Origin of the sequence: Novosphingobium sp. (assembly GCF_041915465.1) — a bacterium.
GTDB lineage: Bacteria > Pseudomonadota > Alphaproteobacteria > Sphingomonadales > Sphingomonadaceae > Novosphingobium.
The window spans coordinates 1-21,013 of the sequence record NZ_JAYSBK010000022.1; the positions used below are offsets into that span (position 1 = coordinate 1).

The 21,013-nt window shown below is 66.8% G+C and carries 19 protein-coding genes; 11 read left to right on the forward strand and 8 right to left on the reverse strand.

Annotated elements, in window-relative coordinates; translation table 11 throughout:
* Positions 1-10: 10 nt before the first annotated feature.
* From ACE3SN_RS05965 to ACE3SN_RS05985, 5 genes are all read right to left on the reverse strand, one after another.
* Positions 11-577, reverse strand: a complete 567-nt coding sequence (locus ACE3SN_RS05965; protein ID WP_374528421.1) for a carboxymuconolactone decarboxylase family protein — start codon at positions 575-577, stop codon at positions 11-13.
* Positions 577-1,752, reverse strand: a complete 1,176-nt coding sequence (locus tag ACE3SN_RS05970) for an acetyl-CoA C-acyltransferase (protein ID WP_374528423.1) — start codon at positions 1,750-1,752, stop codon at positions 577-579. The genes ACE3SN_RS05965 and ACE3SN_RS05970 overlap by 1 nt, the downstream gene beginning before the upstream one ends.
* 52 nt (positions 1,753-1,804) lie before the next feature.
* The gene (locus ACE3SN_RS05975; protein ID WP_374528425.1) at positions 1,805-2,254 is read right to left on the reverse strand and encodes a MaoC family dehydratase; all 450 of its coding nucleotides are present in this window, start codon (positions 2,252-2,254) and stop codon (positions 1,805-1,807) included.
* A 65-nt stretch (positions 2,255-2,319) separates the two neighbouring features.
* Positions 2,320-3,678, reverse strand: a complete 1,359-nt coding sequence (locus ACE3SN_RS05980; RefSeq protein ID WP_374528427.1) for a putative O-glycosylation ligase, exosortase A system-associated — start codon at positions 3,676-3,678, stop codon at positions 2,320-2,322.
* Complete coding sequence (locus tag ACE3SN_RS05985; protein WP_374528429.1) at positions 3,671-3,871, reverse strand: hypothetical protein; 201 nt, start codon at positions 3,869-3,871, stop codon at positions 3,671-3,673. Before ACE3SN_RS05985 ends, ACE3SN_RS05980 begins: the two co-directional genes overlap by 8 nt.
* Positions 3,872-3,939: 68 nt before the next feature.
* On the opposite strand from ACE3SN_RS05985, the gene ACE3SN_RS05990 reads away from it, so the two are divergent.
* The 5 genes from ACE3SN_RS05990 (at position 3,940) to ACE3SN_RS06010 (ending at position 14,650) form a co-directional block, all read left to right on the forward strand.
* Entirely contained in the window at positions 3,940-5,169 is a 1,230-nt protein-coding gene (locus tag ACE3SN_RS05990) for a TIGR04063 family PEP-CTERM/XrtA system glycosyltransferase (protein WP_374528431.1), read from the forward strand.
* Positions 5,170-5,215: 46 nt separating this feature from the next.
* Positions 5,216-7,336: a hypothetical protein gene (locus ACE3SN_RS05995; protein WP_374528433.1), complete on the forward strand. Its 2,121-nt coding sequence runs from the start codon at positions 5,216-5,218 to the stop codon at positions 7,334-7,336.
* Positions 7,337-7,585: 249 nt separating this feature from the next.
* Positions 7,586-12,226 carry a glutamate synthase large subunit gene (gene gltB / locus ACE3SN_RS06000; RefSeq protein WP_374528436.1) on the forward strand — a complete coding sequence of 1,547 codons (4,641 nt, stop codon included), beginning with the start codon at positions 7,586-7,588 and terminating at the stop codon, positions 12,224-12,226.
* 5 nt (positions 12,227-12,231) lie between these two features.
* A complete protein-coding gene (locus ACE3SN_RS06005; RefSeq protein ID WP_374528439.1) occupies positions 12,232-13,668 on the forward strand; it encodes a glutamate synthase subunit beta in 1,437 nt (478 codons plus the stop codon).
* A 91-nt stretch (positions 13,669-13,759) separates the two neighbouring features.
* Positions 13,760-14,650: a RimK family alpha-L-glutamate ligase gene (locus ACE3SN_RS06010; protein ID WP_374528441.1), complete on the forward strand. Its 891-nt coding sequence runs from the start codon at positions 13,760-13,762 to the stop codon at positions 14,648-14,650.
* Here ACE3SN_RS06010 and ACE3SN_RS06015 read toward each other — a convergent pair whose 3' ends face one another.
* The 3 genes from ACE3SN_RS06015 to ung form a co-directional block, all read right to left on the reverse strand.
* Complete coding sequence (locus tag ACE3SN_RS06015) at positions 14,651-15,103, reverse strand: tRNA (cytidine(34)-2'-O)-methyltransferase (protein ID WP_374528444.1); 453 nt, start codon at positions 15,101-15,103, stop codon at positions 14,651-14,653. It abuts the gene before it with no gap.
* A 13-nt stretch (positions 15,104-15,116) separates the two neighbouring features.
* On the reverse strand, positions 15,117-15,788 hold the full coding sequence (locus ACE3SN_RS06020) for an endo-1,3-alpha-glucanase family glycosylhydrolase (protein ID WP_374528446.1): 672 nt from the start codon (positions 15,786-15,788) through the stop codon (positions 15,117-15,119).
* 747 nt (positions 15,789-16,535) lie between these two features.
* Positions 16,536-17,222, reverse strand: a complete 687-nt coding sequence (gene ung / locus ACE3SN_RS06025) for a uracil-DNA glycosylase (protein ID WP_374528485.1) — start codon at positions 17,220-17,222, stop codon at positions 16,536-16,538.
* Positions 17,223-17,287: 65 nt separating this feature from the next.
* Here ung and ACE3SN_RS06030 point away from each other — a divergent pair, with 65 nt between their 5' ends.
* The 6 genes from ACE3SN_RS06030 to ACE3SN_RS06055 are packed head-to-tail and all read left to right on the forward strand — an operon-like array spanning position 17,288 to position 21,013.
* Positions 17,288-17,908: a ribonuclease D gene (locus ACE3SN_RS06030; protein WP_374528448.1), complete on the forward strand. Its 621-nt coding sequence runs from the start codon at positions 17,288-17,290 to the stop codon at positions 17,906-17,908.
* Complete coding sequence (lptC, locus tag ACE3SN_RS06035) at positions 17,908-18,552, forward strand: LPS export ABC transporter periplasmic protein LptC (RefSeq protein WP_374528450.1); 645 nt, start codon at positions 17,908-17,910, stop codon at positions 18,550-18,552. Before ACE3SN_RS06030 ends, lptC begins: the two co-directional genes overlap by 1 nt.
* Positions 18,552-19,121, forward strand: a complete 570-nt coding sequence (locus ACE3SN_RS06040) for an LptA/OstA family protein (RefSeq protein ID WP_374528452.1) — start codon at positions 18,552-18,554, stop codon at positions 19,119-19,121. Before lptC ends, ACE3SN_RS06040 begins: the two co-directional genes overlap by 1 nt.
* A 13-nt stretch (positions 19,122-19,134) precedes the next feature.
* Positions 19,135-20,310, forward strand: coding sequence for a nucleotidyltransferase family protein (locus ACE3SN_RS06045; protein WP_374528455.1), 1,176 nt, complete (start codon positions 19,135-19,137; stop codon positions 20,308-20,310).
* Positions 20,307-20,888, forward strand: coding sequence for a glycosyltransferase (locus ACE3SN_RS06050; RefSeq protein WP_374528457.1), 582 nt, complete (start codon positions 20,307-20,309; stop codon positions 20,886-20,888). Before ACE3SN_RS06045 ends, ACE3SN_RS06050 begins: the two co-directional genes overlap by 4 nt.
* Positions 20,873-21,013 carry a hypothetical protein gene (locus ACE3SN_RS06055; RefSeq protein ID WP_374528492.1) on the forward strand — a complete coding sequence of 47 codons (141 nt, stop codon included), beginning with the start codon at positions 20,873-20,875 and terminating at the stop codon, positions 21,011-21,013. Before ACE3SN_RS06050 ends, ACE3SN_RS06055 begins: the two co-directional genes overlap by 16 nt.

Consider the following 21,013-nt stretch of genomic DNA (forward strand, 5'->3'; position numbering starts at 1 on the left):
CGCGGCCCGATCAACGCCGGTCGAGATCGGGGTCGAGCGTCAGCCCCGGATCGAGCTGCACGCCGAAACTGTTCAGCAGCATCGAAACCTGAGTGTACTGCCCAACGGTGAAGACCAGGTCCATCCGTCCGCGCTCGCCCAGCGGAGCGAGTGCGGTCCAAGTGTCATTGGCGATGAAGTGATCCCTCACCAGCTGGTCGCTGGCCGCAAGAATCGCGGCATCGAGCGGATCCCAGCACGGCGCTTCCGGCCCGACCTTGATCGCTTCGATTTCCTCGGCGCTGATCCCAGATTGCAGGCCGATCACCCGGTGCTGCGCCCATTCGTAACCGGCGGCGCAAAGGAAGCCGACCCGCAGGATCGCCAGTTCGCGCTGGCGCGGGGTCAGGCTGTTGCGGCGCGAGAGGACATAGTCCCCCCAGCCGAGAAACGCGGCCAGCGCATCAGTCGCGCGGGCCATGGTCCGAAAGATGGCGAAGCCGCGCGCCTGTTCAGGCAGTACGGCAAGTGCCGCCTGCGCCGCCGGATCGAGATCCGCTTCGGCAAGCGGGGCGATCCGGGGCGCAGGAAGCCGCATTACAGGACTTCGAACAGACCGGCTGCGCCCATGCCGCCGCCGACGCACATCGTCACCACGACATACTTGGCGCCGCGACGCTTGCCTTCCATCAGTGCATGGATCGTGCAGCGCGCGCCGGTCATGCCATAGGGGTGGCCGATCGAGATCGAGCCGCCGTTGACGTTGAGCCGGTCGTCAGGGATGCCCAGCTTGTCGCGGCAGTAGAGCACCTGCACGGCGAAGGCTTCGTTGAGTTCCCACACGCCAATGTCGTCGATCGACAGGCCGAAGCGCTTGAGCAGCTTGGGAATCGCGACGACCGGGCCGATGCCCATTTCATCGGGCTCGGTGCCGCCGACGGCCATGCCGACATAGCGGCCCAGCGGGGCAAGGCCCTTCTTCGCGGCGAGCGCGGCTTCCATGATCACCACGGCGGCCGAACCGTCCGAAAGCTGGCTGGCGTTGCCGGCGGTGACGATCCCGTCGGGCAGCACCGGGCCGAGCGACTGCAGGCCTTCCAGCGTGGTTTCGGGGCGGTTGCCCTCGTCCTTGGCGAGCGTCACTTCCTTCATCGTGGTTTCGCCGGTGGCCTTGTCGGTCACGGCCATCGTCACGGTGCAGGGGACGATTTCATCGGCGAACAGGTTCGCGGCCTGGGCGGCGGCGGTACGCTGCTGCGACTGGAGCGCATAGGCATCGCACGCCTCGCGGCCGATGCCATAGCGCTGGCCGACGATTTCGGCGGTCTGCAGCATCGGCATGTAGATCGCCTTGTGCATCGCAATCAGGCTGGGGTCGGGCATGACCCGCATTTCCTTGGTCTGCACCAGGCTGATCGATTCCTGCCCGCCGGCGGCAACCACGTCCATCCGGTCGATCACCACCTGCTTGCTGGCCGTCGCGATGCTCATCAGGCCCGAGGAGCACTGGCGGTCCATCGACATGGCCGAAACCGTCACCGGCAGACCCGCCTTGAGCGCGACCTGGCGGCCGATGTTGCCGGCCTGCGCGCCCTGCTGGAGCGCCGAGCCCCAGACCACGTCGTCGATTTCCGCGCCGTCGATCCCGGCGCGTTCCACCGCGGCCTTGAGCGAAAGGGCACCGAGCGAAGCGCCCGGAGTGGCATTGAAGGCACCGCGATAGGCCCGGCCGATCGGCGTACGGGCGGCGGCGACGATTACTGCATCACGCATGTTGAATTCCTTGGCTGGTTACGACTGAAGTGGTCCCGGGGAGGACTTGGGTTCAGACGAAGAACTGCATCACCCATTCGGCGATCAGCGCGGGCTTTTCCTCGCCCTCGATCTCGATGGTGTATTCGTTGGTCTGCTGCCACTGGCCCGGGCGCTTCTCAACCAGGTCGAGCAGCTTCACATGGGCGCGCACGCGCTTGCCGGCGCGGACCGGCGAGATGAAGCGGGTCTTGTTACCGCCGTAGTTGACGCCCATCTTGACGTTGCTGACGCGCGCGCCCTCGGTCATTGCCGAAAGCACCGGGATCAGCGACAGCGTGAGGAAGCCGTGGGCGATGGTGCCGCCGAACGGGGTCAGCTTGGCCTTTTCCTCGTCAATGTGGATGAACTGGAAGTCGCCGGTGGCTTCGGCGAACTTGTTGATGCGTTCCTGGCTGACTTCGAACCAGTCCGAAACGCCGATGTTCTGGCCAACCTTGGCCTGCAGCTCCTGCGGGGTCATGTGCCTCTCCTGATACATTGATCAGCCGCTTTCATGGCCCAATGCGAAGCCTGTTGCAACGCGCCTTAGCCTGCCGCTACGGCATCGCTGACGCGCATCGCCGCAGGCGCGAGCGCGGCGCGGTACTGCGGCGAGTCGATTCGCTTGAGATAGCTCCACAGCCCGCACTGCAGACCGATCAGCATGAAGCAGAACGGCTGATAGGCAATGCCAACGAACAGCGATCCGGTCATGTAGACGAGCAGCGATTGTTGCAGCGCATTGGCCAGCGGCGCCTGCCAGGTTTCGCCCGGCCCGGTGCGCCCCTTCCATTTCGCTCGGATCCGCTCCATCTGCCACAGCCCCGAAAGCATCAGCCACAGCCACAGGATCAGTCCCGGCCAACCCTGTTCACCCAGCATCTCGAAATAGGCCGAATGATAGGCGCGGGCCTGGTCATAGGTTTCGGTCACGTCGACATTGCCGCCCTGCCCATCGCGCAGTTCGATCCTGAGCTTGTTGCCGCGATAGGCGTCGAACCCGCCGCCAAAGGGATGGTCCTTTACGTAATCCAGCGTCCACATCCACACCGCAACACGGGTCGAGGCGCTTTCGTCCGAAGCGTGGTTCTCGATCGTGTTCATGCGCTTGGTATAGCTGTCGGGCAGCAGCGGGATCGCGGCCAGCGCGCCGACCACCGCCAGCGAGATATAGAGGAAGCGCCGCTTGACCGTGCGCAGCGCCAGCACGCCCAGCAGGGCGATGCACAGCAGGCCGGTACGGGCCTGGGTGCCGATCGGGATCAGCATGCAGGCGAAGATCAGCGCCGCCCCGAACACCTTTACGCGCCAGTCGCTGGGGAAGACCGTCGAATGCTTCATCAGCCACAGGATCAGCGGGATCACCGCGACCGACACGGCCGAAATGATCGAGCCTTCGTAAAGCCCGATATTGTCATTGATGAACAGGTGCAGTTCGCCATAGCCGCCCCCGCCCGCGATGGTCTTGATCCCGCCGTCGATGATGATCGCACCGACGCTCAGCACCATGACCAGCGCCGCGGCCTCGATGCGCAGGCGCGTGCGCAGGGTCAGCGGCAGGAACAGCGCAAAGACCAGCGCCTTCCACACCCAGGCCCACTTGTCCGCAGCCTCAACCGGAAAGTCCGCGAACATCGTGGTGATGCCGCAATAGACCAGCAGCACCGCGATCAGCCCCTGGCGCAGGGTAAAGCGGCTGTCGCGCTTGTCGTCGAGCAAGGCCCAGCCAGCGAAAGCGAGCACGAAGGCGATCAGCGAGATCGGCAGCGAGGCCAGCAGCCGGTACGAGATCTTCTGCGGGGCCAGAATATCGATGTAGAGATAGGCCAGTACCCACAGGTAGGGCCGGCGCAGCCCCAGAGCGAGCAGCCCGAGGGTGAACAGGGTGATCGCCAGGTCAAGCACGCGGCCTGCCTCCGGGCGCGCCCCTTGGCGGTAGCTTGAAGCGGTCGTGCGGGCCCGGCGGCGGCGCGGGCGGATCGTTGCGCTTGGCCGCCTCGTCCAGCTGCTCGACATCGAGATCGTCGCGCTGCAGCAGGCGCAAGGCGACAAGCACCAGCAAGCCGTGCGTCAGGGCAAGGGCGAAATAGTCGATCATCGCGAATGCCGCCCTAGCAGCCCGGAGTTGACGGCGCGTTAAGCCTTGTACGCATAGGAAACAGGGCCATGACCCGGATCCTGCACGTCCTCGACCACTCGCTGCCGCTGCACAGCGGATACACCTTTCGCACCCGCGCGATCCTCACCGCGCAGGCCGCATCGGGGCTGGAAGTGCGCGGGATTACTGGGCTGCGCCACACCGCCGACGGTCCGGATATGGAAGAAGCCGAAGGGCTGACCTTCCACCGCACCCGCGGCAGCGCCGCCGGCCCGCCGGGCCTGCGCGAATGGCGCGAGGTCAGCCTGCTGGCCGATGCGATCATCGCGCTGGCAGAAGAATGGCGGCCCGACGTGCTCCACGCCCACAGCCCCGCGCTGTGCGGCAAGGCCGCGCTGATCGCAGGCAAGCGGCTCGGCATTCCGGTGGTCTATGAAATCCGCGCGTTCTGGGAGGACGCCGCCGTCTCGAACGGCACCGGCAGCGAAGGCAGCATCAAGTACCGCCTGACCCGCGCGCTCGAAAGCCACGTCGTGGCGGGCGCCGATCACGTGGTGACCATCTGCCAGGGCCTCAAGGACGATCTGGTGGCACGCGGCACCGATCCGGCCAAGATCACCCTCAGCCCCAACGGGGTCGACCTTGCCCTGTTCGGCGAAGCTGCCCCGCGCGAGGCGGAGCTTGCCGCGCAGCTCGGCCTTGGCGATGGCCCGGTGGTGGGCTTCATCGGCAGCTTCTATGACTATGAAGGCCTCGACGACCTGATCGCCGCCATGCCCGCGCTGACCGCGCGCCTGCCGCAGGCCAAGCTGCTGCTGGTCGGCGGCGGGCCGATGGAGCAAAGCCTCAAGGCCCAGGCCGAGGCCAGCCCCGCGGCGGATGCGATCCGGTTTGTCGGCCGCGTGCCGCACAGTGAGGTGGAGCGGTATTACGCACTGGTCGATGTCATGGCCTATCCGCGCAAGCGGAGCCGGCTGACCGATCTGGTCACCCCGCTCAAGCCGCTCGAGGCCATGGCGCAGGGCCAATTGGTTGCCGCATCGGACGTCGGCGGGCACCGCGAACTGATTACCGACGGGTTAACCGGGACCTTGTTCGCCCCCGACGATCCGCAGGCCTGTGCCGAGGCTCTGGCCGGTCTGCTGGGTAGCCCGGAAATCTGGGAAAAACGCCGCGAGGCCGGGCGTCGTCACGTCGCCGAAAGCCATGATTGGTCACGCAATATTCATCGTTATCACGTTATTTACCAAACCCTGATAGCCCAAAAAGTCAATTGCCGCACCCGTGCCGCCGCATGAGCGGAGCGGGGCGAAATCGAATGATTTATTGACGGGGTAAACCAGAGTGGCACCGCAAAAGCGAAAAGCGAGCAAGGGCAAGCCGATAACCAGCCATCCGTTGTTCCCGGCGGTTGTGGCGCTGTGGTTCGGCGCGCTCTTCGGGCTCGGCAGCCTTGCCGTGCGCGCCTCGCTGCTTGAAGCCCTTGTGATCAAGAGCCGGATCGACCTGATTGTGCCGGCCGCCGCCCCGCCGCTGGGTCTTACCGCCCGAATGCTGGTCGCGCTTGTCCTGGCCGCTTGCGGCGCGCTGCTCGGTGCGCTGACCGCCCGCCGCGTCGCCCGCCCCAAACCCGAAGTCCGCCAGCGCAAGCGCGAAGCGCGCGCCAACAGCGAGGAGGATTTCTCGGTCCGTACGCTCGATCCGTATGCCTGCCCGCTCGATCCCGTCGCCGTATCACTGGGCGAAGGGTCTGACGCTGCAGAGGATACTGTCGAACTCGCCAATCGCCGCCGTCCGCTGGCGATCGCGCATGACGATTCGGACTTCGTGCCGCATGAGACGGCTCCCTTGCCCGGCGGCCAGCCGCAGATCCTCGACATCGCCGGCATGAACCTTGGTGAGCCGATGGGCTCCACTTCCGCCGCGTTCGCACCGACTGCGGCAGAGGACGCCCCGCTCGATCTGGCGAGCTTCACCGAAGCCGCCCCCCAGAGCGCGCCTGCGTTCGCGCCGCCGTCGGCTGCGCCGACGCTGGACTGGTCGCAGGCCAAGCCGGTTGCCGCCGTCCAGGATGGGCCCTTTGCCCGCCCGGTGCCGAGCATGATCGATCAGCAGCGGCAGGTGTTCCAGCCGGTCGAGGCCGAAGCGCCCGTCGTTTCCGAGCCGGAGTTCGACCAGACCCGCCAAGTGCTCGGCCAGGCCGCCAGGGAACAGTTCGACGCTCACTCCGCCGAGGCCATGCCTGCGACAGAGCTGCGCCAGATGTTCGGCCAGCCGACCGACGGCGATCAGGTTCCGGGCGAGTGCGTCGAGGCGCTGGGCTACAAGGCCTCGGTGTTCGATGTGGAGGAGAGCCGGCCCCTGTTCGCGCCGCGCGCCACCTCTGTCCAGTCGGCTTCCGAGCAGCCTGCCGAACAGGCCGCGGCACCCGCTGACCTGCCCGCCAGCGCGCCCGAACCCGCAACTGGTCCCGCGCCCGAAACTCTGCCCAGCCCGGCAACGTTGGGGATGACCGAACTGGCCCAGCGCCTGGGCGAATCGATGCGCCGCCGCCGCGCCGCGCGGGCAGCCCTGGCGGCCAGCACCGCCGGTGCCGCGCCCGTGCCCGCGGAGCCGGAACGGTCCACCGGAACAGCTCAGGAATCCGCCGGGTCCACGCCTGGCCCCGTGACCGAGCCGGAGATCGCCGTTCCCCCGCCCTATGTGCCGCCTTTCGCGCATATCGAGCCGATCGACGAGCCGATCTCGGCCCCGTTCGCCCGGCTTGCCAGCACGCCGGCCGATCCGGCCCCCGCTTCCCCGTTCGCGGTCTCGGTAGCCGTGCTCGAGACAGCACCCGAAGCCCCGGCAGAGGTTCCACCCGCGCCGGTCGCCATGCCGGCGGCGCTGCGCCCGATCAGCTTCGACGACTTTGCCGACGACGGCGCCAATGCCATGCTGGACAGCCTGTTGCCGCCGCGCAGTCTGGGCGAAATGGCCCCTCCGGTCATGCCCGCACCGGCTCTGCCCGAAGCGGCTCCTGAGCCTGTCCGGCCCGAATTCGCGCCGGTTGCCGAAGCCAAGCATATTGCCGAAGCCGAATCCGGGATCGAAGCCGACGATGGGGCAGAACCTGCCGACGGCGAGGAAAACTATGGCTCGCTGCTCGATCTGGGCGTCGCTGCTCCGCGCAGTCCCTATGTACGGGTCGACGAGCCCGAGGTCGGCAGCGACACAATCGAACCGGTGGTGATCTTCCCCGGCCAGGGCGCCCGTCCGCCACTGGCAGCTGCGACCGCGCCCTTCCAGACCCAGCCGAGCGAAGACGATCCTTCGCAGTTCCGCCGTTTCGATGCGCCCGCCCAGGCCGAGCAAGGTCAGATGGTCGCGGCGAGCGGGCAAGGCCCGAATACCGATCCCGAAGAAGCCGAACGCGCGCTGCGCGCCGCGCTTGCCAATCTTCAGCGGATCAGCGGCGCGGCCTGAACCGAGCCTAGGGGCCACTCCCGAATCACCTCCTGAAATGCTATTCTTGTCAGCGCCCGGGCGTTCCCGGGCGCTGCTTGGCCGTTTCGCAGTTGCAAAAGCAGCTTCGTGTCGTCATGGGGAAGCTTCGCGCAACTTTCGCTGCTTTTTGCGGCGGGGAATTGTGCGCTTAATTGCCGGAAAACCGTGATTTAGGCCCATTCGGGCTCGAATCGGGGTGTTCGGCCAGAAACAGGATGGGTTTTATCGATGGGTTTTCCGGCGCCCCAGGGCCTTTATGATCCGCGCAACGAGCACGACGCATGTGGTGTGGGCTTTGTCGCCCATATCAAGGGCGCCAAAAGCCATGCGATCATTAGCCAGGCACTGGAGATTCTGAAAAACATCGACCATCGCGGCGCGGTGGGTGCCGACCCGCTGCTGGGCGACGGCGCCGGCATCCTGATCCAGATCCCCGATGCGCTCTATCGCCAGTGGGCCGACAAGGAAGGGCTCAAGCTGCCCCAACTGGGCGACTATGCCGTCGCCATGTGCTTCCTGCCGCAGGACGAGGCCGCGCGCGAATTCGTCACTGGCACGCTTGAAAAGTTCATCGCCAAGGAAGGCCAGCGCCTGATTGGCTGGCGCGATGTTCCGGTGACCACGGACGGTCTGGGCAAGGCCGTGCTCGAATCGATGCCGGTGATCCGCCAGTGCTTCGTCGCGCGCGGGGAAGACTGCGCCGATCAGGACGCGTTCGAGCGCAAGATCCTCGCGATCCGCAAGCAGACCCAGAACCCGCTGGCGGCGCTCGCCGAAAAGCATGGCCTGCCCGGCCTGACCGAGCTCTACATGCCCAGCTTCTCGAGCCGCACGGTCGTCTACAAGGGCCTGCTGCTGGCAACCCAGGTCGGCAGCTTCTATGACGACCTGCGCGATCCGGCCTGCGTTTCGGCGCTCGGCCTGGTGCACCAGCGCTTCTCGACCAACACCTTCCCCAGCTGGCGGCTGGCTCACCCCTACCGGTTCATCGCCCACAACGGCGAAATCAACACGGTGCGGGGCAACGTCAACTGGATGAACGCGCGCCGCCGCACGATGGAATCGGAGCTACTCGGCGCCGACCTCGACAAGATGTGGCCGCTGATCCCGCACGGCCAGTCGGACACCGCCTGCCTCGACAACGCGCTCGAGTTGCTGCTGGCGGGCGGTTACAGCCTGGCCCACGCAGTGATGATGCTGATCCCGGAAGCCTGGGCCGGCAACCCGCTGATGGATGCCAAGCGCCGCGCCTTCTACGAATACCACGCCGCGCTGATGGAACCGTGGGACGGCCCCGCCGCCGTGGCCTTCACCGATGGCCGCCAGATCGGCGCAACGCTTGACCGCAACGGCCTGCGCCCCGCGCGCTTCCTCGTCACCGATGACGATATCGTGGTCATGGCTTCCGAAAGCGGCGTGCTGCCGATCAAGGAAGACAACATCGTGCGCAAGTGGCGCCTCCAGCCCGGCAAGATGCTGCTGATCGACTTCGACCAGGGCCGCATCATCGAGGACGAGGAACTGAAGGCCCAGCTCGCGGCCGAAGCGCCTTACGAAAAGTGGCTCGAACGCACGCAGTACAACCTCAAGGAGCTCGACCTGATCGAGCCCGAACTGGCGCAGCTGCCGGTAGAAACCACCAGCCTGCTCGATCGCCAGCAGTCGTTCGGCTACACGCAGGAGGACATCAGCAAGTTCCTTGAACCGATGGGCGCCAAGGGCGACGATCCGATCGGCTCGATGGGCACGGACACGCCGATCGCGGTGCTGTCGGACCGCAGCCGCCTGCTCTACGATTACTTCAAGCAGAACTTCGCCCAGGTCACCAACCCGCCGATCGACCCGATCCGCGAGGAACTGGTGATGAGCCTGGTCTCGATGATCGGTCCGCGCCCGAACCTGCTGGGCCGCGATGCCGGTACGCACAAGCGGCTCGAAGTCGACCAGCCGATCCTGACCAACGACGATATCGCCAAGATCCGCTCGGTCGAGGCCGCGCTGGACGGCGCGTTCCGCACCGAGACGGTCGATATCACCTGGGATGCCAGCACCGGGGCCGCCGGTCTTGAAATGGCCCTAAAGGAAGTGTGCTGGGCCGCGACCGAAGCCGTGCTGCAGGACAAGAACATCCTGATCCTGTCCGACCGCGCCCAGGGCCCGGACCGCATCCCGATGCCGGCGTTGCTCGCCACCGCGGCGGTGCACCAGCACCTCGTGCGGCAGGGCCTGCGGATGCAGACCGGTCTGGTCGTCGAAACCGGCGAAGCGCGCGAAGTGCACCACTTCTGCGTGCTGGCGGGTTACGGCGCCGAGGCGATCAATCCCTATGTCGCCTTCGAAACGCTGGAAGACATCCGCGTGAAGAAGGAACTGCCGCTCACCGCCAAGGAAGTTAAGAAGAACTACATCAAGGCGGTCGGCAAGGGCATCCTCAAGGTCATGTCCAAGATGGGGATTTCGACCTACCAGTCGTACTGCGGCGCGCAGATCTTCGACGCGGTCGGCCTCTCGTCGGACTTCATTGCCCAGTACTTCACCAACACCGCGACGACGATCGAGGGCGTTGGCCTGGCCGAAATCGCCGAGGAAACCGTGCAGCGTCACCGCGCGGCCTATGGCGACAACCCGATCTACAAGAACATGCTCGACGTGGGCGGGATGTACGGTCTGCGCCTGCGCGGTGAACAGCATGCCTGGACGGCGGAAAACATTGCCGCCCTGCAGCACGCGGTGCGCGGCAACGTGCCTGAAAAGTACAAGCAGTTCGCCGAGACGATCAACGACCAGTCGGCCCGGATGCTAACCATCCGCGGGCTGATCGAACTCAAGCCGGCCGACAAGCCGCTCGACATCAGCGAGGTCGAACCGGCCAGCGAAATCGTCAAGCGCTTCGCCACCGGCGCGATGAGCTATGGCTCTATCTCGTGGGAAGCGCACACCACGCTGGCCGCGGCGATGAACCAGATCGGCGGCAAGTCGAACACCGGCGAAGGCGGCGAGGATCCGGCGCGCTTCCAGCCGATGGCCGATGGGCGCAACCTGCGTTCGGCGATCAAGCAGGTCGCGAGCGGACGGTTCGGCGTGACCACCGAATACCTCGTCAATTCGGACGACATCCAGATCAAGATGGCTCAGGGCGCCAAGCCCGGCGAAGGCGGCCAGCTGCCGGGTGACAAGGTTGACAAGACCATCGGCAAGACCCGCCACTCGACCCCGGGCGTCGGCCTGATTTCGCCACCGCCGCACCACGACATCTACTCGATCGAGGATCTGGCCCAGCTGATCCACGACCTGAAGAACGTCAACACCGGTGCGCGCATCTCGGTCAAGCTGGTCTCCGAAGTCGGCGTCGGCACGGTTGCCGCGGGCGTTTCCAAGGCGCGCGCGGACCATGTGACGATCTCGGGCTACGAAGGCGGCACCGGCGCATCGCCGCTGACCTCGCTCACCCACGCGGGCAGCCCCTGGGAAATCGGCCTGGCCGAAACCCAGCAGACGCTGATCCTCAACAACCTGCGCAGCCGCATCGCGGTGCAGGCCGACGGCGGCCTGCGCACGGGCCGCGACGTCGCCGTGGCGGCGCTGCTGGGCGCGGACGAGTTCGGCTTTGCCACCGCCCCGCTGATCGCGGCGGGCTGCATCATGATGCGCAAGTGCCACCTCAACACCTGCCCGGTCGGCGTTGCGACGCAAGACCCGGTGCTGCGCGCGCGCTTCACCGGCCAGCCGGAACACGTGATCAACTACTTCTTCTTCGTCGCCGAAGAGCTGCGGGCGATCATGGCCGAAATGGGCTTCAAGACGGTCGCCGAAATGGTCGGCCGGGTGGACCGCATGGATATGCGTTCGGCGATCAACCACTGGAAGGCCAAGGGCATCGACCTCAGCCGGATCCTCTATCAGGCTCCGCTGGGTGACAGCCCCTCGCTGAACTGGTCGCAGACCCAGGATCACGGGCTTGAAAAGGCGCTCGACAACGACCTGATCGCAGCCGCCGCCGACGCGCTTGAAAAGAAGCAGCCGGTGGTGATCGAGCGCAAGGTCATCAACGTCAACCGCACGGTCGGCGCGATGCTCTCGGGCGAAGTTGCCAAGCGTTATGGTCACGCGGGCCTGCCCGACAACACCATCGCGATCCGCCTGACCGGTGTTGCCGGGCAGAGCTTTGGCGCGTGGTTGGCCCACGGCGTCAGCCTCGAGCTGACCGGCGATGCCAACGACTATGTCGGCAAGGGCCTGTCGGGCGGCCGCGTGGTCGTGCGCCAGCCTGCCCACGTTGACCGCGAGCCGACCGAAAACATCATCGTCGGCAACACCGTGCTTTACGGCGCGATCGCGGGCGAAGCCTACTTCAACGGGGTTGCCGGCGAACGCTTCGCGGTACGCAATTCGGGCGCCGTCGCGGTGGTCGAAGGGACCGGCGATCATGGCTGCGAATACATGACCGGCGGCGTGGTCTGCGTGCTGGGTAAGACGGGGCGCAACTTTGCCGCGGGCATGTCGGGCGGGATCGCCTACGTCTATGACGTCGACGGCCAATTCGAAAAGCTGTGCAACCTGGCGCAGGTCGACCTCATCCCGCTTAACCCGGGCAGGGACGAAGAAGACGGCGCGGGCCGTCCGCAGCAGCGCACCAACGGCGTCAACGACAATGGCATGGGCGACCACCTGCGCCATGATGCTGAGCGCGTGAAGGTGCTGCTCGAACGCCACCACCTCCACACCGGCAGCAAGCGCGCCCGCGCTTTGCTGGACGACTTCGACAATGCGATCACGAAGTTCGTCAAGGTCATGCCGCGCGACTACGCGATGGCACTCAAGCAACTCGAGGCCGAGCGGCTCAGCGCCGCCTCGGTAGCCGCGGAGTAATATCGATGGGCAAGGAAACCGGCTTTCTCGAACTGGACCGCAAGGACCGCACCTATGCCGACGCCAAGGAGCGTGTCGGGCACTATCACGAATTCGTGATCCCGCTGCCCGAAGGCGATCTCAAGGCGCAGGCCAGCCGCTGCATGAACTGCGGCATTCCGTACTGCCATAACGGCTGCCCGGTGAACAACATCATCCCCGACTGGAACCACCTGGTTTACGAAGGGGACTGGCAGAACGCGCTGGAAGTGCTGCATTCGACCAACAACTTCCCGGAATTCACCGGCCGTATCTGCCCCGCCCCGTGCGAGGCGAGCTGCACGCTGAACATCCAGGACCAACCGGTCACGATCAAGAGCATCGAATGCGCGATCGTCGACAAGGGCTGGGAGAATGGCTGGATCGTGCCGCAAATCCCGGCCAGGCGCACCGGCAAGTCGGTCGCCGTGGTCGGCTCGGGCCCGGCCGGCATGGCCGCCGCCCAGCAGCTGGCGCGCGCGGGCCATTCGGTCACGCTGTTCGAAAAGAACGACCGCGTGGGCGGGCTGCTGCGGTACGGCATCCCCGACTTCAAGCTGGAAAAGCACCTGATCAACCGCCGGATCGTGCAGATGGAAGCCGAAGGCGTCCAGTTCCGCACCTCGACGGAAGTCGGCGTCACCATTTCGGTTAATTCGCTCAAGGAAAACTTTGACGCGATCGTCCTCTCGGGTGGTGCGGAAGATCCTCGTCCGCTCGACATCCCCGGCTTCGAACTGCCGGGCGTGCGCTTTGCGATGGAATTCCTGACCCAGCAGAACAAGCGCAACGCGGGCGACGACGAAGTGCGCGCCGCCCCGCGCGGTTCGCTGGTGGCGACCGGCAAGCACGTCGTCGTGATCGGCGGCGGCGATACCGGCTCGGACTGCGTCGGCACCTCGATCCGCCAGGGCGCGGCTTCGGTCACCCAGATCGAAATCATGCCGAAGCCCCCGGAAAAGGAAAACAAGCCGCTGACCTGGCCCGACTGGCCGATGAAGCTGCGCACCTCGACCAGCCACGAGGAAGGCTGCGAGCGCGACTGGGCGATCCTGACCAAGCGCGTGACCGGCAAAGACGGCAAGGTCACCGGGCTCGATTGCGTCCGCGTCGAATGGGTGAACGGCAAGATGCAGGAAATCGCAGGCAGCGAATTCACGCTCAAGGCCGACCTGATCTTCCTCGCCATGGGCTTCCTTGGCCCGAAGAAGCAGGGCCTGCTCGACCAGGCCGGGGTCGAACTCGATCCGCGCGGCAACGTGAAGGCAAATGTGGTGAACTACCGCACCAGCGATCCGCAGATCTTCGCTTGCGGCGACATGCGCCGCGGGCAGAGCCTGGTCGTCTGGGCGATCCGCGAAGGCCGTCAGGCCGCCCGCGCGGTCGACGAAATGCTGATGGGCAAGAGCGACCTGCCGCGCTGAGCGGCGGGTCATGCCGGATTGAACGGGGCGCGCCGCACGGTGCGCCCCGTTTGTTTTTGCCCGCCCGACAATCCCCGGCTAGGGGGCGCGAATGACCAAGCGGATCGCCTTCCTCGCCTGCCCCGAAACCCTGCCCGGATCGCCGCAGCGACGCCCGGATGCCTTCGAGCACGACCTGCAGCTTGCCGCGCTGCGTGATGGCCTGGCTGGCCGCGCCGAGGTGGTGGACATCGATTGGCAGGCGCCGCTGGATGAACTCACGGGCTTCGACATGGCCCTGCTCGCCACGGCCTGGAACTACACGGACTATCCCGCGCAGTTCCTTGCCCGGCTGGAGGCGCTTGAGGCCGCAGGCGTGCAGGTGTGCAATCCCAGCGAAGTCGTGCGGTGGAATTCGGACAAGGGCTATCTCGAGCAACTGGCCAAGGCCGGAGCTGCCTCGATCCCGACGCTGTGGCACGACAATCCTGGCCGCGCGGATATTCTCGCCGCCTTTGACCACTTCGCCGCCGACCGGGTGGTGGTAAAGCGCCGCGTCGGCGCGGGCGCGGTCGGCCAGTTCAGCTTTACCCGCAGCGAGCCGCCCGCCGAAGATTGGCGCATGGGCTGCGCGGCGATGATCCAGCCGTTCCTTCCCGCGATCCAGAGCGAGGGCGAATACAGCCTGATCTTCATCGACGACGCGTTCAGCCATGCCCTGATCAAGACAGCGCGGGCGGGGGACTATCGCATCCAGTCGCTCTACGGCGGACAGGAAACCGCGATCACCCCCTCGGCTGAGGACATTGCGCGGGGCGAAGGCGTGATGGCCATGCTGCCCTTCGCCGAGGCCCCACTCTATGCCCGGATCGACATGGTCCGCCTGCCATCGGGCGAACTCGCGCTGATCGAAGCGGAACTGATCGAGCCCTATCTCTATCCCGCGCAGGATGCAGGGTTCGGACAGAGGCTGGCGGAGGCGGTGCTCAGGCGATTGGGCTAGTCAACCCGGCAGGCCGCCGGTCTGTCGCAGGGCTTCGGAGAGCGCGATGGCCGCGGCGGTGGCGAGGTTCATCGAGCGGACTTCGGCGCGGATCGGGATGCGTACCCGTGCATCACAGGCCTCAGCTACGGCGGCGGGAACCCCGGCGCTCTCCTTGCCGAACAGCAGCACGTCGTCGCTGTGGAAGGCGAAGTCATAGGGCGAGTGGCTGGCCTTGGTGGTGAACAGCACCAGCCGGCTGCCCCCGGCAGCGGCGCGAAAGGCGTCGAAGCTGGCGTGACGGGCAACCTCGACATGGTCGATATAGTCCATCGCAGCGCGGCGCACGCGGCGGTCGTCCCAGGCAAAGCCCATCGGCTCGATCAGGTCCACCCCCGCGCCAAGGCAGGCGCCGAGCCGCATGACCGCGCCGACGTTTCCAGCAATCTCGGGCTCATAAAGGGCAATGCGCATGGTGTGGTCCGGCTCAGTTGCAGCCGCGCAGGCTGGAAAATCCCGCGTAGAGCGGATCGTGACGGGCGGCCTTGGCGGCAATCGTCCAGGGGCTGGTGCAGGCCGCAAGGGTCCGGCCCGAACGGGTGAGGCGCACGGTGACGCTGCCGATCCGGGCGGGAACGGTCAGCCGCTGCATCCCGGCGGAAAGCTTGCGCGAGGTTCCCACCCCGCCAACCGTGACGGTCAGCGTGGCGGGCGCGGTCAGAAAGGCCACGGTATCAACCACGTTGGTCACCGGCGCGCGACTTTGCACCTTCCACGGCTGGCCCCGGCTGGTATCGGCGGGATTGAAGATCTGGCGGCGGTGGAACACCACAAAGCCGTCGCGCTCGATCCGGGGGGGCTTGCCGGCCTTGAAGCTGGCGATGGCCCAGGCGGCAAGGTCGTAATAGGCGTGGCGCGTGACCGACGAGGGCGCCCATTCGGTGCCTTCGCTGTAATCGTTCCAGGTGACGAGGCGGATCCCGCTGGCCCCGCCCTTCTCTGCCGCGGCAAAGGCGGAGAGCATGGCGGCGCTGCCTTCGGCCTCTTGGACCTGCAGCACTTTGGGGCGCATGTCCTGCGGGGGCGGCGGTGGCGAACCAGCCGGCATATCCCGCGCCGCGCGCCCAGGTGGCAAACGTCGTCTGCGACTCGCCCGCATAACGGTCGCGTCCGCCCCACCAGGCCGCGCGCCACGACAGCGGCGCCAGCGCCTCTTGCCCGCGAAAGGCAACGAAATCGGGCACCAGCGCGATCGGTGTTCCGGCCCGGGTCATCAGCCGGTCGAGCTCCTGCCAGAAGGCGGCGGGCTGGCGTTCCGGGGCAAAGGGCATGACCAGCAGCCGCCCGTCGCCCAGCCGCATCGCGGCGGGATGTGCGGCGAAGGTCTGCAGCGCTTTCGCCAGCTGTTCGGGCGTGACCTTGGTCAGCCCGGCCATGTCGGGCTCTGCTGCAATGCGGAACTTCGGCCCGCCCGCCGAAGCCGCATCGAGCAGGCCCATGGCCACGGCCCAGGTCTTGCCATCAAGGTCCATGATATCGACCTCGAAGCCGTCGATCCCAATCCGGGCCGCGCGTTCGACCTCGATCCGCAGCCCGGCGGCCGGATCGGCCACGCCGCCGGCGGGGACCAGCGGGCGTTCACGCATCACGCCCCCGCCAGCCGCGAATCGGCCATGCTCGCCCTCGGGCCGCAGGTACTGCGCCTCGTAATAGTCGCCCTGAGGTCCGTACTTGCCGATCACGATCGGAAAGGGCGGGAAATAGTCGGCGATCACCAGCCGCTCGGCATCACACGGCACGCGCGGGGTGAAGGCCAGCTCGGATGGCTGGACATTGGCGGGCGCGCCCCCGCCGCTCATGGTGCCGAGACCGGTCAGCGCCAGGGCGACCAGCGACCAGCGCGCTGTCATGGCCGCCAGTCGATCGCGCCGCGCCCCTGCGCTTCCAGGAAGGCATTGGCCTTGCTGAAATGGCGGCAGCCGAGGAACCCCCGGTGCGCGGAGAGCGGGCTGGGATGCGGCGCGGTCAGCACCAGGTGGCGCGAATGCTTGAGGTCGGCCACCGAGAGCGCCTTCTTCTGGGCGTGGCTGCCCCACAGCAGGAACACGCAAGGTTCCTGCTTGGCGGCGACGGCGGCGACCACGGCATCGGTGATTACCTCCCACCCCCGCCCCTGGTGCGATGCGGGCTGGCCGTCCTCGACCGTGAGCGCGGCGTTGAGCAGCAGTACGCCCTGCTTGGCCCAATGGGTCAGGTTGCCGTGATCCGGGATCGGCAGGCCAAGGTCGGCGGCCAGTTCCTTGTAGATGTTGCCCAGGCTCGGCGGCACGCGCACACCGGGCTGGACGGAGAACGACAGGCCATGCGCCTGCCCCGCTCCGTGATAAGGATCTTGCCCGAGGATCACGACCTTGACCTTGTCGAGCGGGGTCAGCTCCAGCGCGGCAAGGCGGGTGCCGCGCGGCGGATAGATTGCCTTGCCCGCGGCCTCCGCGGCCGCGAGGAACCCGCCCAGTCGGCGTGCCTCCGGGGTCGCCAGAACGGGAGCGAGCACTTCGCGCCAGCTTTCGGGGACTGCCTCGGCCTGTGCCATATCGCTTCGAACCTCCACGCGGGGACTTTCCCTTGGGACGCGATCAGCCTAAGCACCTAAGCGATATGGCTGTCTATCTCCACGAAGAAGATCTTCCCGAAGGCGTGCTTGCCCCCGGGCCGGTCGCTGTCGATACCGAAACGATGGGGCTGATCACCCCGCGTGACCGGCTGTGCCTCGTCCAGATTTCGGACGGCAAGGGCGACGAACACCTGGTGCGCTTCGGCCCGGGATCGAGTTACGACGCGCCGAACCTGAAGGCGGTGCTGGCCGATCCGGCGCGGCTCAAGCTCTATCACTTCGCGCGCTTCGATCTCGCCGCGATCGAGCACTATATGGGCATCACGGCCGCCCCGGTGTTCTGCACCAAGATCGCGAGCAAGCTGGTGCGCACCTATACCGACCGGCACGGCCTGAAGGACCTGGTGCGCGAACTGCTCGGCAAGGAACTGTCGAAGCAGCAGCAGTCGAGCGACTGGGGCGGCGCGGAACTGTCCGAAGCGCAGCGCGAATACGCGGCTTCCGACGTGCGCTATCTCCACGCGGCCCATGCGATCCTCGTCGAACGGCTGGCACGCGAAGGCCGCACGGCCCTTGCCCAGGCCTGTTTCGACTTCCTGCCCGACCGTGCCCGGCTCGACCTGGCCGGCTGGGAGGACAAGGACATCTTCAGCCACGAGGCGTAATGACCGAGGCTGCCGACCAGATCCGCGACAAGCGCCGCCTCTGGGCAACCCCCGGCGGTTTGCACGACCGCCGCGTGCGCCTGCTGGCCAAGTGGCTGCCGGGCGCGGTTGGCGTGGTCGCGGCGATGATGATCGTCGGCCCACTCTTCCCGCGCGGCGAAATCAGCTTCCTGCTTGACCGGAACAAGGTGGCGATCACCAACGAGCGTGTGCGGGTGTCGGACGCGATGTACCGCGGCAACGACGATCAGGGCCGGCCCTTCACCGTCACGGCGGGCAATGCCGCGCAGGTCTCGCTCAGTGATCCCCTGATCCGCATGGAAGACCTTGCCGCCCGGATCCGCCTGACCGAAGGCCCGGCCGAACTGACCGCGAAGGGCGGCACCTATGATTACGACAAGCAGCTGGTGAACGTCAGCGGCCCGGTGAACTTCACCGCCGCCGATGGCTACCGGATGACCACCACCAACGTCACGCTCGATCTCAAGGCGCGGCGGGTGACGGGTTCGGGCGGCGTCACCGGCGCCATTCCGGCTGGCACTTTCAGCGCGGACAGGATAATCGCCGACCTAGGTGAGCGTACCGTGACGCTCGATGGACACGCCCGGCTCCAGATGGCGCCGGGCAAGCTCAGGATGCCGTGATGGCCGAAGCTGGAATCAAGAAACTTGCGCTCAAGTCGCTGCTGACCGGCTTTGCCGTGGGCACCGTGGCAATATTTTCGATCGCGCGCACCGATGCCCAGGCAATCGCCGGGCACAATTCGGATGCGCCGGTGAACTACGCCGCCGACCGGATCGAGCTGCAGGACAAGGCCAACCGGGTCGTCCTCTCGGGGAATGTCGACATCAGCCAGGGCGGCCTCAGGCTGCAGGCGGCGCGCACCACGGTGGCCTATACCGACGTGGGCGAGCTCAAGATCCAGCGCATCGACGCGACCGGGGGGGTGCTGGTGACCCGCGGCAGCGAAAGCGCGCGCGGCGATGTCGCGATCTACGATTTCAACCGCCGCATCATCACGATGGTCGGCAACGTGCACCTGCGTCGCGGCAGCGATACGATGAACGGCGGACGCCTGGTGATCGACCTGGCCAGCGGCGTTGCCAGCATCGACGGGCGCGCGGGCGGCGGCTCGTCGGCGGTCGGATCGACCAGCGGTTCGGGCGGCGGGCGCGTTTCAGGCAGCTTCTCCGTCCCCAAGAAGGGCAACTGAGGGGCTGCGCCGGATGAATCTGCCGGCGCTACGGCGCATCCTTCTCGATCTCGCCGGGACCGGCCCCACACCTGATCTTGCACAACTGACCGAGGCCGCTTGGGCGGAGCTTGATCGCATCGCCGGCCAGCACCGGCTGCGCCCGCTCTTGCACGCCGCGCATCGTGACAATCCGGCCATCCCGACTGCGATCGCCGACACGTGGCGAGCCGCGCACCGTGACGCGGCGCTAGTCGGCTTATTGCAGCAGGCCGACCTTGCCGCCGCCGTAAGGATGCTTGAAGCGGCGGGCTTTGCCCCGGTCGCGCTCAAGGGTGCCTGGCTTGCCGCCCACGCCTATCCCGAGGCCGCGCAGCGCCCCATGCGCGACATCGATCTGCTGGTCGCACCCGAACACGCCATCCCCGCGTTCGAGGCCCTGCTGGCCGCCGGCTATACCCAGCCGGTCGTCTCGGAACTCTCGCTGGCCGATGTGCTGCGCTTCGACAAGCACATGCCGCCGCTAATCAGTCCGCGCGGGACGATGATCGAACTGCACCACCGGATGTGGGAACGCGACGGGCGGCTCGACCATGCGACGCCCGAAGGCAACGAAGACGCGGTCCGCGCCCGCGCCGTAATCGATGAACGCGGCATTCGCTTCCCCGCTGGCGAAGACATGCTGGCGCACCTTATCATCCATGCGATCTACAGCCACCGGCTAGATTGCGGCCCGCTGCTGCTCAGCGACATCGACTACCTGCTGCGGCGCGAGACGATCGACTGGCCGCAGTTCTGGGCCCGCGCGGCGCGGGAACACTGGCGCGACGGGGCACGGCTGGTGCTGGAACTGGTAGCCCATTGGCGCAAGGGCGCGAGCATCGATTTCAGCGCTGATCCGGGCCCGTCCGCCCCGGCAGCCTTGTTGGCCTCAGCCCCGGACATGCTGCTGCAAGAGCTTACCACGCGGCGCAGCGCCGGGGTCCTCGCCGTGGCGCTGAAGGACGGCGTGCGCGGACTTGCGCAGCGCATCACCGGCAAGCGCGCCGCCAAAGGCGAAGAGATGGTGACCCGCGAGATGGACCACGAAGGGGGGGCGATGGGCTGGGCCGCATCGCGCAGCTGGCGTACTCTCACCGAACTCGCCCGCGCCGACGTGCGCAGACAATCCCGCGGCCTTGCCGCCCTCAGCAAATGGCTTGATGCATGACTGCCCGCAATATCCTGTTCGTCGGCCTCAACTATGCTCCCGAGCCCGTCGGAATCGGCCCCTACTCGCAGGGTCTGTGCGAAGCGCTGGTCCAGCGCGGCAACCGGGTCGAGGCGGTGGTCGGCAAACCCTATTACCCGCAGTGGCGCATCTATCCCGGGTTTGAGGGGGTGGGATCGGCGACCAGCGAGGAACACGGCGTAACGGTCACGCGGGTGCCGCATTACGTGCCCGCCAACCCGGGCGGGGCAAAGCGCATCCTCCATCTCGCAAGCTTCGCCTTTGGCGCGCTGATCCCTGCGCTTGGCGCCGCGCTGCGCGGCAAGGAACGCCGTCCGCAGGTGGTGATTACCGTGGCACCGGCGCTGCTTGGGGTCTTCACCGCCTGGCTGGCAGCCAAGCTGGCTGGCGCGAAGCTGTGGATTCACGTGCAGGACTTCGAAGTCGAAGCGGCGCTGGCCACCGGCCTGCTGCCCAAGGGCGGGCTACCTGCGCGTTTCGCCAGCTGGGTCGAGGCCCGCTGCTGCGCCTGGGCGACCGCGTTTCCACCATCAGCCCGCAGATGTGTGCCAAGCTGATCGACAAGGGCGTCGCGCCTCAGCGCGTGCTCGAACTGCGCAACTGGGCGGATGCCCGCTTTGCCCCCGATGCGCCGGGGCCGAGGCGATCCGCGCTGACTGGGACCTGGGAAACCGCAAGGTAG

Bases quoted from the DNA above. Each gene is read 5' to 3' on its own strand.
- ACE3SN_RS06055 (WP_374528492.1), top strand. From the start codon at position 20,873: ATGTGTGCCAAGCTGATCGACAAGGGCGTCGCGCCTCAGCGCGTGCTC.
- ACE3SN_RS06045 (WP_374528455.1), top strand. From the start codon at position 19,135: ATGAATCTGCCGGCGCTACGGCGCATCCTTCTCGATCTCGCCGGGACC.
- ung (WP_374528485.1), bottom strand. From the start codon at position 17,222: ATGGCACAGGCCGAGGCAGTCCCCGAAAGCTGGCGCGAAGTGCTCGCT.
- ACE3SN_RS05975 (WP_374528425.1), bottom strand. From the start codon at position 2,254: ATGACCCCGCAGGAGCTGCAGGCCAAGGTTGGCCAGAACATCGGCGTT.
- ACE3SN_RS06040 (WP_374528452.1), top strand. From the start codon at position 18,552: ATGGCCGAAGCTGGAATCAAGAAACTTGCGCTCAAGTCGCTGCTGACC.
- lptC (WP_374528450.1), top strand. From the start codon at position 17,908: ATGACCGAGGCTGCCGACCAGATCCGCGACAAGCGCCGCCTCTGGGCA.
- ACE3SN_RS06020 (WP_374528446.1), bottom strand. From the start codon at position 15,788: ATGCGGGCGAGTCGCAGACGACGTTTGCCACCTGGGCGCGCGGCGCGG.
- ACE3SN_RS05970 (WP_374528423.1), bottom strand. From the start codon at position 1,752: ATGCGTGATGCAGTAATCGTCGCCGCCGCCCGTACGCCGATCGGCCGG.
- ACE3SN_RS06015 (WP_374528444.1), bottom strand. From the start codon at position 15,103: ATGCGCATTGCCCTTTATGAGCCCGAGATTGCTGGAAACGTCGGCGCG.
- gltB (WP_374528436.1), top strand. From the start codon at position 7,586: ATGGGTTTTCCGGCGCCCCAGGGCCTTTATGATCCGCGCAACGAGCAC.
- ACE3SN_RS05965 (WP_374528421.1), bottom strand. From the start codon at position 577: ATGCGGCTTCCTGCGCCCCGGATCGCCCCGCTTGCCGAAGCGGATCTC.
- ACE3SN_RS06005 (WP_374528439.1), top strand. From the start codon at position 12,232: ATGGGCAAGGAAACCGGCTTTCTCGAACTGGACCGCAAGGACCGCACC.
- ACE3SN_RS05990 (WP_374528431.1), top strand. From the start codon at position 3,940: ATGACCCGGATCCTGCACGTCCTCGACCACTCGCTGCCGCTGCACAGC.
- ACE3SN_RS06010 (WP_374528441.1), top strand. From the start codon at position 13,760: ATGACCAAGCGGATCGCCTTCCTCGCCTGCCCCGAAACCCTGCCCGGA.
- ACE3SN_RS06030 (WP_374528448.1), top strand. From the start codon at position 17,288: ATGGCTGTCTATCTCCACGAAGAAGATCTTCCCGAAGGCGTGCTTGCC.
- ACE3SN_RS05985 (WP_374528429.1), bottom strand. From the start codon at position 3,871: ATGATCGACTATTTCGCCCTTGCCCTGACGCACGGCTTGCTGGTGCTT.
- ACE3SN_RS06050 (WP_374528457.1), top strand. From the start codon at position 20,307: ATGACTGCCCGCAATATCCTGTTCGTCGGCCTCAACTATGCTCCCGAG.